10 protein-coding genes are annotated in these 13,216 nt (G+C 40.6%); 3 read left to right on the forward strand and 7 right to left on the reverse strand.

Annotated elements, in window-relative coordinates:
- Positions 1–102: 102 nt before the first annotated feature.
- From NYP69_RS02710 to guaA, 5 genes are all read right to left on the reverse strand, one after another.
- A complete protein-coding gene (locus NYP69_RS02710; protein WP_004132508.1) occupies positions 103–1,146 on the reverse strand; it encodes a hypothetical protein in 1,044 nt (347 codons plus the stop codon).
- A complete protein-coding gene (locus NYP69_RS02715) occupies positions 1,146–1,451 on the reverse strand; it encodes a YaaC family protein (protein ID WP_473413076.1) in 306 nt (101 codons plus the stop codon). The genes NYP69_RS02710 and NYP69_RS02715 overlap by 1 nt, the downstream gene beginning before the upstream one ends.
- Positions 1,421–2,221 (reverse strand): YaaC family protein, encoded by an 801-nt coding sequence (locus NYP69_RS02720; RefSeq protein WP_473412914.1) that lies wholly within the window; start codon positions 2,219–2,221, stop codon positions 1,421–1,423. The genes NYP69_RS02715 and NYP69_RS02720 overlap by 31 nt, the downstream gene beginning before the upstream one ends.
- A 414-nt stretch (positions 2,222–2,635) precedes the next feature.
- Positions 2,636–2,845 (reverse strand): plasmid mobilization relaxosome protein MobC, encoded by a 210-nt coding sequence (gene mobC, locus NYP69_RS02725; RefSeq protein ID WP_032842998.1) that lies wholly within the window; start codon positions 2,843–2,845, stop codon positions 2,636–2,638.
- A 179-nt stretch (positions 2,846–3,024) separates the two neighbouring features.
- Positions 3,025–4,587 carry a glutamine-hydrolyzing GMP synthase gene (gene guaA, locus NYP69_RS02730; RefSeq protein WP_473410552.1) on the reverse strand — a complete coding sequence of 521 codons (1,563 nt, stop codon included), beginning with the start codon at positions 4,585–4,587 and terminating at the stop codon, positions 3,025–3,027.
- A 373-nt stretch (positions 4,588–4,960) separates the two neighbouring features.
- Between guaA and NYP69_RS02735 the strand changes: the two genes are divergently transcribed.
- From NYP69_RS02735 to NYP69_RS02745, 3 genes are all read left to right on the forward strand, one after another.
- A complete protein-coding gene (locus NYP69_RS02735) occupies positions 4,961–7,438 on the forward strand; it encodes a phosphoketolase (protein WP_004112522.1) in 2,478 nt (825 codons plus the stop codon).
- Positions 7,439–7,721: 283 nt separating this feature from the next.
- A complete protein-coding gene (pta, locus tag NYP69_RS02740; protein WP_473410554.1) occupies positions 7,722–9,380 on the forward strand; it encodes a phosphate acetyltransferase in 1,659 nt (552 codons plus the stop codon).
- Positions 9,381–9,547: 167 nt separating this feature from the next.
- Entirely contained in the window at positions 9,548–10,777 is a 1,230-nt protein-coding gene (locus NYP69_RS02745) for an acetate/propionate family kinase (protein ID WP_004574964.1), read from the forward strand.
- Between the two features lie 115 nt (positions 10,778–10,892).
- On the opposite strand, the gene aroA is transcribed toward NYP69_RS02745, so the two are convergent.
- Together aroA and NYP69_RS02755 are read right to left on the reverse strand one after the other, a co-directional pair.
- Positions 10,893–12,260, reverse strand: a complete 1,368-nt coding sequence (gene aroA / locus NYP69_RS02750; protein ID WP_473410555.1) for a 3-phosphoshikimate 1-carboxyvinyltransferase — start codon at positions 12,258–12,260, stop codon at positions 10,893–10,895.
- A gap of 62 nt (positions 12,261–12,322) precedes the next feature.
- Positions 12,323–13,216: an energy-coupling factor transporter transmembrane component T family protein gene (locus tag NYP69_RS02755; RefSeq protein ID WP_473410556.1), complete on the reverse strand. Its 894-nt coding sequence runs from the start codon at positions 13,214–13,216 to the stop codon at positions 12,323–12,325.

The following is a 13,216-nucleotide window of genomic DNA, read 5'->3' on the forward strand; positions in this document are numbered from 1 at the left end:
GTAATTCCTACGCTAATCCTACATCTTCTTTCCACACTCTTTTTCTCAAGTAGCTTCCAAGTTTTTCTTCAATCAAATGTCATAGTATAAATTCTTTCTTACCTACCATATTTGTCTATCATACAATGATTCTATATAATTATAGGGATTCATTTCTTCATCAATCACACTAATTTTACACTCTAGAGTTGATCCATTTTCATTCATATAACTATGTCGAACCGCTGTACAATAACCAAATTCTTTTTTATTATATAAATTTTCCTCAATTACAACTAAATTACTCACAGCAGGATCTTTCTTCAAACCTGGGTAAATAATAAATTCCCTTCCTTCTCTAAGCATATTAGAAAAATTAGATTTAATAGAGATAACATTTTCTTCCCCTACTACTCCAATCTTTATCCCTTTAAATGCCATAGCTAAAAAGTCCGTGCTAATATCGATTATAGTTTTAATAGAATATAAAAGATAGAAAAACCTCAACACCCCTCTGCTATCTCGCTGAGAATATGGTTCATTATAACCTCGTAAATCTTTTAAACTGTTAGGGACATTTTTATATCCAGATTTATCAATATCGTTACCTACTGCATATAATAATTGGATTATTTGCTCAACCCCTATCTCATTTAATAGAGATTCATATTTAATTATTTCTTTCTCATAAATTCGTCTAAGATTACTTCTCTTCCAATAATTGAAGACGTCCTTAAAAATTTCTGTGTCTATGATGGTCGAAACATCTAAATCAGTCGAGTATGGAAGTTTAAAGTTGTATTTAGATGTTGGACTTAGTGCTACTTTTAAGTTTTCAGGTAAATTTCCTATCGATTTTAAACTTTGCTCATAAAAGTATTTCATAACATTATGTAACTGTTTGAATATTTCAAGCTCTTTTTGATTTAACGGGGTAACAGATCGTAGAAAATTATCTTTCGAATCAGTTTGTTTACTTAATTCATTCATTATTAATACAATATAAAAATCAGATTCATTTCGTATCCCTTGGAGAAGCAAAGATTGATTCGAAAAATATTCCCCAGTCTCCTTCATTTTTGAAATTTGTTCTTGAAGATCTTTAGAGAGATTTAGACTTGTAATATCTTGACATAGTTTAAACATATATTCTAGATAAGTACTCATCAATGTAACCTCCTCAAATTTAATTCCGCTTCAATTAGTTCTCTTATATCTTCTTCACTTAAATTTTTACACTTGTCCTCATTTAAGTCGAAGTGCATGTTATACATATTTTTTTCACCTGTTAATAAATCTAGCATTAAATTTGGAAGCTGTCGTCTAGATACTCTAATAAGCTTCTCTACAAAATTTCTTTCTCCACTATTATCTCTTTCTACAAATGGATTCCAAAATTCTGGGTTATATCTACATAACATTCCCAGCATAAATAACAACATTAAGAATAATGAAAAATATGGAAAAGAAATTTGTTTACCATCTTTCGTATAACCAGCAAGAAAAAACTTTCTCCCATGGTTGTTACTTCATGTAGCTTCTGACCATGAATTTTCTTTCTAATAATCAATTCATTATTTCTATTTTTTTCGAAAGGAAAATAACTTTTACTAAAGTCTGGAATTGATTTTAATAGGGTCGTTACTTGTGTCTCATTAAAAATATCTAGATTAACTCTATACTGAACTTCATTATCTAATATAATTTCTTTTATTGGTATCGCATGAATATTCTCTTGTCCATAAAGATCTGAAAAGTCATTTGATAACTCAACAATCGAACCAGCAATTTCTTCAAAAGACCATTCGATATTAGATGAGAATTCTTGTTTATAAGGATTATACTCATTTATAAATATTGATAATCCACCAGTTTTATTATCATTGATATTTAATGTTACGTCTCCAATTTTATCTATTCCTGAAAGTTTTCTTAACTTCATTCCATGATTTGTAATTTTTAATAATTTACCATATACTAGACACAGAGTTCCATGAATCAGATTAGTAGAACCATAATATATTAATAAAGGAGAAACTTGTAAACTAGACTTTCTTGAAAGACTAAAATATTCATAAGCTTGTGATAAAGATCCAGAGATTATATTTATTAAATCATCTGATGGCTGGCTATTATGATTTTTACTGAAATATTTTTTTATATTTTCTGGGTAAGTATATTTTAATAAATTCTCCCAAATTTCAACTTCTGGTTGTTCTGAATAAATTCTTTTTATTTTCATTATTTTCCATCATTTTTATCAAACATTAACCTCAAGTTATTACATATTATTATATCAGATAAAATCTTTATTTCATTTAAAAAGTGTTGTATCTCTACTAAACCTTAGTTTAATTACTAGTCTTTTTTATGATAGGACTATTACAAAGTCCATTTTCATCCTTTAAAAAATAATAAATAAGCTTTTATGAAATTAAACTTTCATAAAATAAAATATTGTACTAGATTTCCAGACAAAACTGCAACTTTAGTATCATTATCCTCTCGTGTTTTCATAAATTGAATTTGGGCAGTAGATGGGTAGCATTTGAATGAAGATACCAAAATTTTTTAATCAATTTTTTCACTTTTAGTTGTATAGTCTATTGCCAAATTTAGAGTTGATTTTATAGGATGTATTTTTGTAATTGCTGTACTAATCACTAGATCTTTCTTTTGATCTATTAAGAAGTATGGAATGAATCTGCCATATTTCTTTTGATAATTTTTCTATTTTTTCTCTAATATAATCAATATCTTTCTTATAAATTACTCCCGTTGTATTGGTTACTTTTGCAATCTGGTTTATGTTATTTGTTACATTTGAAAGTAGCCATTGGAGATTTCTAAATAAATTAATCCTCATAATATGTACGCAAAAAGACCGCAGCCTAAAGACTACGGTCTAATTTTTTGTTCAAATCTAAACCACTTGGAACTATTATTTAGTTTATTCTTTTTTACTTCCAGTACCATTTGAGTACCAGTAGCCATTTTTCATTCTCTTTATAGCTTGTAATTAAGCCATTTCAGAAAATTTTGCGATTATTCCCACTCGATTGTTGCTGGTGGTTTAGATGTAACGTCTAACACAACGCGATTAATCTGACGGCATTCGTTTGTGATTCGAGTAGAAATCTTTGCCAATACATCGTAAGGAACTCGCGACCAATCAGCGGTCATAGCATCCTCAGAGCTTACTGGTCGAAGCACAATCGGAGAACCGTATGTGCGCTCGTCTCCTTGAACTCCAACAGAGTGAACATCTGCCAAAAGAACAACTGGGCATTGCCAAATATCGCGATCTAATCCAGCTGCAGAAAGCTCTTCGCGCGCAATAGCGTCTGCCTCTCTAAGCACAGCTAAACGCTCGCGAGTAATCTCGCCAACAATGCGAATTCCCAAACCAGGACCTGGGAACGGCTGACGCCACACAATAGCATCTGGAAGTCCAAGCTCCGTACCAATTGCGCGAACCTCATCCTTAAACAGCGTGCGCAAAGGCTCAATAAGCTTAAACTTTAAGTCCTTTGGTAAGCCACCAACATTGTGATGCGACTTAATATTTGCAGCACCGTCTCCGCCGCCAGACTCAACAACATCTGGGTAAAGCGTGCCTTGTACAAGGAACTTAACTTCTGCTCCAGTTTTATCAGCTTCTTCAATAACTTGACGCTGAGCTTTTTCAAATGTGCGAATAAACTTTTCTCCAATAATCTTGCGCTTACGCTCTGGCTCACTCACACCTTTAAGCGCATCTAAAAAGTCATCGTCTGCATCTACTGCAATAAGCTTGATTCCAGTTGCCTCAACGAAATCATGCTTAACTTGTTCGACTTCGCCTTTACGAAGAAGACCATGATCAACAAAAACGCAAGTAAGCTGATCTCCGATTGCTTTGTGCACAAGAGCCGCAGCAACAGCGGAATCAACTCCTCCAGAAAGTCCGCAAATAACTTGTGCATCTCCAACTTCGGCGCGAATCTTTGCAACCTGATCTTCTATAATGCTCGAAGGATTCCAATCATTTTCCAATCCTGCACATTCATGCAAGAATGTAGAAATAAGCTTTTGGCCTAAAGGCGTATGCTTGACTTCTGGATGCCATTGCACTCCGTAAAGCTTGCGACTTTTATCTTGCATAGCTGCAACTGGAGCGCCTTGAGTGTGCGCAAGCACCTCAAATCCTTCTGGCGCACTCTTAACTGCCACTCCGTGGCTCATCCAAGTGTTTTGCTCTAATGGAGAATTTGCAAGCAATCCTTCTGCTTCATCAACAGTTGCATGCGTTTTTCCATATTCACCCAATGCAGCTTTGTCTACAACGCCGCCAAGCTCGTGAGCCATAACTTGGAATCCGTAGCAAATTCCAAGCACTGGAACGCCTGCTTCAAAAATCTTTGTGTCAATTTTTGGCGCTCCTGGCTCATAAACAGAGGCAGGTCCGCCAGAAAGAATTATGGCTTTTGGATCTTTTGCCAGCATCTCCTCTACTGGCATGGAGTGTGGAACAAGCTCCGAATAAACGTTTGCTTCCCTCACTCTTCTAGCGATTAGCTGGGCATATTGGGCACCGAAGTCAACTACAAGTACCGGACCGTTTGCCATGATTCTCCTTATATATAAGAAACACATTTATAGGTGATTCAATTTATACTAATGGCGCTTTTAGACGTTGCGTTGTGCGAAACGCCGTAACTTAACAAATTATAAAAATTGTAAAAATAAACAACCTTGACATAACAAGAAAGTGAACATCAAACATAACATAATTGATACTTTTAAGGTGATTTTTGTTAACACTTTAACACATTTTTTCAACAAATTCGCACGTAGTAACTAATCAAACGCACAAAAGTCAAAAGCTGTTACTATACTGAAAAAGATGGAAAAAGAGGCGAATACATTTGTTTTTTGGCCTCTATAACCAAATGGTAATGATTAAAATCGCACTGAAAAGTGCTTGAGTACAGGAGTACACATGACGAGTCCTGTTATTGGCACCCCTTGGAAGAAGCTTAACGCTCCAGTTTCCGAGGCGGCCATCGAAGGCGTAGACAAGTATTGGCGCGTTGCTAATTACCTCGCTATCGGTCAGATTTATCTTCGCAGCAATCCTCTAATGAAGGAGCCATTCACTCGCGAAGATGTTAAGCATCGTCTAGTCGGCCACTGGGGTACAACTCCAGGCCTTAACTTCCTTATTGGACACATCAACCGCTTTATTGCTGATCACCAGCAGAACACCGTGATTATCATGGGTCCAGGCCACGGCGGCCCAGCTGGTACTGCTCAGTCTTATCTTGACGGTACCTACACTGAGTACTATCCAAAGATCACCAAGGACGAAGCTGGTTTGCAGAAGTTCTTCCGCCAGTTCTCTTACCCAGGCGGTATTCCTTCTCACTTCGCTCCAGAGACCCCAGGCTCCATCCACGAAGGTGGCGAGCTTGGTTACGCTCTCTCCCACGCTTATGGCGCTGTTATGAACAACCCAAGCTTGTTCGTTCCAGCAATCGTTGGTGATGGCGAAGCTGAAACTGGTCCTTTGGCTACTGGTTGGCAGTCCAACAAGCTTGTGAACCCACGTACCGATGGTATTGTGCTTCCAATCTTGCATTTGAACGGCTACAAGATTGCTAACCCAACCATTCTTTCCCGTATTTCCGACGAAGAGCTTCACGAGTTCTTCCACGGCATGGGTTACGAACCATATGAGTTCGTTGCTGGCTTCGATGATGAGGATCACCTTTCCATTCACCGTCGCTTTGCCGATATGTTTGAAACCATCTTCGATGAGATTTGCGATATTAAGGCCGAGGCTCAGACTAACGATGTAACTCGCCCTTACTACCCAATGATTATCTTCCGCACTCCAAAGGGTTGGACTTGCCCGAAGTTCATCGACGGCAAGAAGACCGAAGGTTCTTGGCGTGCACACCAAGTTCCACTGGCTTCCGCTCGCGATACCGAAGCTCACTTCGAGGTTTTGAAGAACTGGATGAAGTCCTACAAGCCTGAAGAGCTCTTCGACGAAAAGGGTGCTGTTAAGGAAGACGTTCTTTCCTTCATGCCAAAGGGCGAACTCCGTATTGGCGAAAATCCAAACGCCAATGGTGGTCGTATTCGCGAAGATCTTAAGCTTCCAAAGCTTGAGGATTACGAAGTCAAGGAAGTTAAGGAATTCGGTCACGGCTGGGGTCAGCTCGAAGCTACCCGTCGTCTTGGTGTTTACACTCGTGACATCATCAAGAACAACCCAGATTCCTTCCGTATCTTCGGCCCAGATGAGACCGCTTCCAACCGTTTGCAGGCTGCTTACGAAGTAACCAACAAGCAGTGGGACGCAGGCTACCTTTCTGGCTTAGTTGACGAGCACATGGCTGTTACCGGCCAGGTTACCGAGCAGCTTTCCGAGCACCAGATGGAAGGCTTCCTCGAGGGCTACTTGCTCACTGGTCGTCACGGCATTTGGAGCTCTTACGAGTCCTTCGTACACGTTATTGACTCCATGTTGAACCAGCACGCAAAGTGGCTTGAGGCTACAGTTCGCGAGATCCCATGGCGTAAGCCAATCTCCTCTGTGAACTTGCTTGTATCCTCCCACGTATGGCGTCAGGATCACAACGGCTTCTCGCACCAGGATCCAGGCGTAACCTCCGTGCTCTTGAACAAGACCTTCAACAACGATCACGTAATCGGCATCTACTTCCCAGTGGATTCCAACATGTTGCTTGCTGTTGCAGAGAAGGCTTACAAGTCCACCAACATGATTAACGCCATCTTCGCTGGTAAGCAGCCAGCTGCTACTTGGTTGACTCTCGACGAAGCTCGTGAAGAGCTCGAGAAGGGTGCTGCTGAGTGGAAGTGGGCTTCCAACGCTAAGAACAATGACGAAGTTCAGGTTGTTCTTGCTGGTGTTGGCGATGTTCCACAGCAGGAATTGATGGCCGCTGCCGACAAGTTGAACAAGCTTGGCGTTAAGTTCAAGGTTGTTAACGTTGTTGACTTGCTCAAGTTGCAGTCCGCCAAGGAAAACAACGAAGCTTTGACTGACGAAGAGTTCACTGATCTCTTCACTGCAGACAAGCCAGTCCTCTTCGCTTATCACTCCTATGCACATGACGTTCGCGGCTTGATTTACGATCGTCCAAACCACGACAACTTCAACGTTCATGGCTACAAGGAGCAGGGCTCCACCACCACGCCATACGATATGGTTCGCGTGAACGACATGGATCGTTACGAGCTTACTGCTGAAGCATTGCGCATGGTTGACGCCGCTAAGTATGCCGACGAAATCAAGAAGCTCGAGGACTTCCGCCTCGAAGCCTTCCAGTATGCAGTCGACAAGGGTCTTGATCACCCAGACTACACCGATTGGGTATGGCCAGGCGTTAAAACCGACAAGCCAGGCGCTGTCACCGCTACCGCTGCAACCGCTGGCGATAACGAGTAGTTTTAAGCTATCAACGCTAAAATTGCTTAGCTGATTTTTAGGGAGTCAATCGAAAGGTTGGCTCCCTAAAAAATTAGTCGCACAAAAAAATTAATAATAAAACACATAAAAATCAAAATTTCCGCTTGTTGTTTTGCAAATAGTCTTAAAATAGCTAAGGATTCTTCGTTCGACATGCAATTTTCAACGTTGAAACACGAAGAATAGCAAAAACGAAAATGCAAAGCAAAATAAAATGCAACGCAAAATAGAATAAACACAGACGCATCAAAGGAGAAAAGTCGTGTCGTTAGTTAACGTAACTATTATTAGCGCAGATTGCGCGCAAAGTCGCAATGTTGTAGCACTAGGAGTTGCAAAAGCTCTCTCTAATCATTATTCAACAACTGTTTTTAGACCATCCGCAAAGCATGATGACGCGTTTACAAGCGAATTGATAGCTGCAAGCAACACAAAACCAACGCTGGAACAAGTAATCGCAGCATGCCCATGCGCAGTTCGTAAAAACAAAGACACACTAAGAGGAGACATTGTAGCTCATTACAACGAGCTGATTAGCGCAACAAACGCTCAAGGATGCGTTATTGTAGCAAGTGATTCTACTTCTGTATTTGATCCAGATTTATTCCGATTCGATGCAAGTGTGGCAGCTGATTTAGCTTCTCCTGTGTTCCTAAGCATTTGCGCAGAAGGCAGAGATAGCAAGCAAATCTTGCAAACAATCGAAGCGCAATGCGCAAGCGTCAGCAAAGAATACACAAAAGTATTCGGTGTGTTTGTAACTGATTGCAAAGAAGACTTAGCAAAAGAACTAAAAGAAGACTATACTCAAAGCAATAATGGCACTCCACTTTGGACTTTGCCTTCTATAAGCGAATCAGAATCAGATAAATTCAACGATTATGTTGCAGATGAAGAAATCATCAACGCTTTGCAGCAGCCATTTGCCGCTCCTACTACCCCATATGCCTTCCAATACAGCTTGCTTGGAAAAGCTAAAGCAAATAAGAAAACAATAGTACTTCCAGAAGGCGAAGAAGATCGCATTCTAAAAGCAGCCGATTACTTGCTAGAGCGGGACATTGTAAACCTCGTTATTGTTGGAGAACGCGAATCTATTCTTGCAAGAGCACAAGAGCTTGGATTAAAGTCTCTTAGCAAAGCAAGCTTCCAATCTATGAGCGACGAAGAGATTCTTAGCAAAATGATTAGCAAGCTTTGCGAATTGCGCGCAAAGAAAGGCATGACCGAAGAGCAAGCTAGAGAACAGCTTAAAGACGCAAGCTATTTTGGCACAATGCTAGTAGTACTTGGATTAGCAGACGGACTTGTTTCTGGCTCTGTTAACTCAACAGCAAATACTGTGCGCCCTGCTCTTCAAGTTATTAAAACTAAGCCTGGATCTAAGCTTGTTTCTGGCGCATTCATTATGTGCTTTAAGGATCATGTAGCAGTATTTGCTGATTGTGCTATTAATCTGAACCCAGACGCTGAACAATTGGCTGACATTGCTCTTCAATCCGCACAAACTGCTAAAGCTTTTGGCTTAGATCCTAAGGTTGGAATGCTATCTTACTCCACTCTTGGATCTGGAAAAGGCCCAGACGTTGATCTTGTAGAAGAAGCAACAAAGATTGTAAAAGAAAAAGACCCAGATTTGAAAGTTGTTGGATCTATTCAGTTTGACGCTGCATGGTCGGAAACTGTTGCTGCGTCCAAAGCTAAAGGCAATGATGTAGCGGGCCACGTAAATGTGTTTGTGTTCCCAGACTTATGCGCTGGAAACATTGGATACAAGGCCGTTCAGCGCTCCAGCGGCGCTTTAGCTGTTGGACCAATCCTGCAAGGCTTAAACAAGCCTGTTAACGACTTGTCTAGAGGAGCATTGGTTCAAGATATTATCAACACTGTTGCTCTTACAGCATTGGAAGCGCAGTTCTAATAATCGCAAGCAATAATATCAAGCAATAATTTAATAATTGCAAGTTCTTACAATGATTTGCAAATGTAATAATAAGTAAATACAAAAGCACTCATTGTAGGAACTTGCATGTAAACTTAAACATGGCAATTTACTAGCCTTATCAACACTTTATGGAGGATGCCCTCATGGCAAAAACCGTTCTTGTTATCAATTCTGGTTCTAGTTCTATTAAGTACCAGCTCGTCGATTTGGAAAGCGGCGAAGGTATTGCGTCTGGTATCGTAGAAAAAATTGGCGAACCAGTTGACGGACACTACAAGCACGTATTCAATGGCGAAAAGCATGAGTTTGACGAGCCAGTGCACGATCACGAGCAAGGCTTAAAGCGCGTACTCGGCTTCTTCGAGGAGTATGGTCCAAATCTTTCCAAGTCTGGAATCGTAGCTGTTGGACACCGCGTTGTTCAGGGTGGCTTAACATTCCCTAAGCCTGCATTAGTAAACAAAAAGACCATTAATAAGGTGAAGGATTTGGCTGTTTTGGCTCCACTTCACAACGGCCCTGAGGCTGTTGGCGCTGAAGTTATGACTGAACTTTTGCCAGATGTTCCACAGATTATGGTGTTTGACTCTTCGTTCTTCCACGATTTGCCACAGGTTGCTGCGACTTACGCATTGAACAAAGATATTGCAAACCAGTACCACATTCGTCGCTATGGCGCTCACGGCACTTCCCACGAGTACATTGGCTCTGTAGTTCCAAGCGTTGTTGGAAAGCCTGCAGAAGGCTTGAAGCAGATTGTTTTGCACATTGGTAATGGCGCTTCTGCTTCCGCTCAGATTTCTGGCAAGCCAGTTGAAACTTCTATGGGCTTAACGCCTCTCGAAGGTTTGATGATGGGCGGCCGCACTGGAGATATTGACCCAGCTGTAGTCTTCCACCTTATTCGCAACGCTCACATGAACGTAGACGAGCTTGATACGCTCTTTAACAAGCGTTCTGGCATGATGGGCATGACTGGCCACGGCGATTTGCGCGATATTCATAAGCTCATCGCAGAGGGCGACGAAGACGCTAAGCTTGCTCTTGGCGTGTACGTTCACCGCATTGTTGGCTACATTGGCAACTACACAGCTCAAATGGGCGGCGTGGACGTAATCACATTCACCGCTGGCGTTGGCGAAAACGACGAGATTGTTCGCGCTCGCGTATGCGAAAAGCTTGCTCCATTCGGCGTTAAGCTCGATAAAGAGAAGAACTTGGTTCGTTCTAAGGAGCCACGCATTATTTCCACTCCAGATAGCTCTGTGATTATTGCTGTAATCCCAACTAACGAAGAGTTGGCAATCGCTCGAAAGTCTGCACAAATCGCAGAAGCTGGAGTCGATTCTTACGGCAACAAGTTTGAGCGCTAAATCGTAGTGTAAAACAACGTAACGTAAAAACGTAACACATAAATAATCCCGAGTTAAAAAAACTCGGGATTATTTGTTATTTAAGCTCACTATTTAGTCTCACTATTTAAGCTCACTATTCAAGCATCTTATTCCACATACCAGGAAAATCAGGGATTGTTTTGCGCGTAGTGGCAATATTTTTTACTCTTATATTAGATATACGAAGACCTAACATTGATGCAAAAGTTGCCATTCTGTGATCCGCATAAGTCTCCATCACTTCCCCATGCATATTTTTGCTAGGAATAATACGAATTCCATCATCTAGCTCATCAGCGCCTATTCCAACGCGATTTAGTTCCGTAACTATTGCACTCAAGCGATTCGTTTCGTGGCCTCTTAAATGCGCAATACCGTGCAACTCGCTTACACCATCTGCAAGCGCAAGAATCGCAGCAATACTCGGCGCAACCTCGCCAGCAGCAGCCAAATCAAGCGACTTAATTGCGTGAATTTTGCCACTACCAGTTACGCACAATGTTGAAGAATCCGCAGCCGAATGCTCAAAAACAATTTCTGCGCCCATTTGCTCTAGAATCCCAGGCAACAATCCCCCAGGCTGAGTTGTTTTAAGCGGCCAATTAGGGATTTTAACGCATCCGCCAGCAATCAACGCTGCTCCAATAAAAGGCGCTGCATTAGAAAGATCTGGCTCTACAACAACTTCATCTGGCAAAGTCAAATCATGCTCTTTAATACGCCATACTCCGCTTTCTGGCATATCTACTACTCCGCCAGCTTTGCGCACATCTTCCATTGTCATTTGAATATGAGGCATACTAGGCAATTTGCTTCCAATATGCTCGATTTGTAATCCTCCTGGAATTCGAGATGCAATTAGCAGAAGCGCAGATATAAATTGAGACGATGAAGAAGAGTCAATGCGAATAACGCGATTATTGCAAGAATTTTGCGCACTATTTACACCATATGATTCAAGATTTTTGGGCGGAATAACGCTAAATGGTAAGAATCCGACTTTTCCGTGATATACGATTTTTGCGCCTAGCTGTTCCAATCCATCTAGAACAGGCTTCATTGGACGAGCATACGCTTGCTCATCTCCATCAAATTTCACACAATTATTTGCAAACAGCGCTAAAGCTGTTACAAAACGCATAACTGTTCCAGCCAAGCCACAATTAACAACCGCATTATCATCTACGCTAAAAACGCCATTTTTGGGCGGAATAACACAAACTGCTGTGCCGTCGCGGCTTAGCGAATCGCATTTAACTCCAAATACGCTTAGCGCGTTAATCATAAGTTCCGTATCTCTTGATCTCAGCAATCCCTTTAGAACAACTGGCTTTTTACCAAGAGCTGCCAAAATCAAGTATCGATTAGATAATGATTTGCTTCCAGGAATATTCACTGTTGCATTCAAAGGAGTATTGCATGATGGAGCTTGCCAAACATCATCATGATTATAAGAATTCATTATTCCGCTCATATTATGAATACTATCTATAAATATGTACGCATTGTAATTTTCACAATGCTTTACATATGAATAAACGCATTATGCCAATATCCTGTTTGTATTGAAGCATATAAAGCAATAGTAGGAACAGCAATGCAAATTGCATAAAATATCCAATCGTATGCTGTTAACTTCGATTTTCGTGCTGGAACACGTTTAATATTACTTCCAAAAGCCCTAGCTTCCATAGCTGTAGCAAGTTTAGTGCCTCTGCGAATAGATAACACGAGCAAACCAAAAGATTGCGAAAGCATACGCTGCAACGCTTTACCATCCGATATACCACGAGACCTTCGAGCTAAACCAAAAGCACGCCAATCATTTTGCAATAGACTAAACATTCTCAATCCAGCTAATGCTCCGTACACAAATCGTGGAGAAAAATGCAAAATCTGCACTAATCCGTCTGCTAAATCAGTTGGATCTAATCCAATGGCTAATATAACGCCTGGAACTGCTACAGATGCAACACGAACAAACGTACAAATTGCCAAATACAATGATCCTTGGCTTATATGCATCCAGCCAAACTTAAATATATCATCTCCAGAACTTTGACCATATAAAAGAACCGATATAAAACTACCCGAAGCAGCAATCCAAACTGGCCAAGTATGGCGTAAAACATACCAAGGAGTTACTCCAGCAATTGCAAATAACAGTATATCTAAACCGAATGCAATAGAAGCTGAAACAATATCTAATGTAACAAACATAGGTAAGCAAAGTAGCAGCGCTCCAATAAAACGGCTTATTGGATTGAGCCTACGAATAAACCAAGAAGGCGAAACTAGTCGTTCACTTTCTAAACGTTTAGAAGATGCAGTTACATCAATATGCGAAACTTTTAATAAATTTTCAAAGTCTTTAACTTGAATACTAGACGATTCTTCTACACTACTAGTTTTATTCAC

The organism is Gardnerella sp. c17Ua_118, assembly GCF_055804255.1.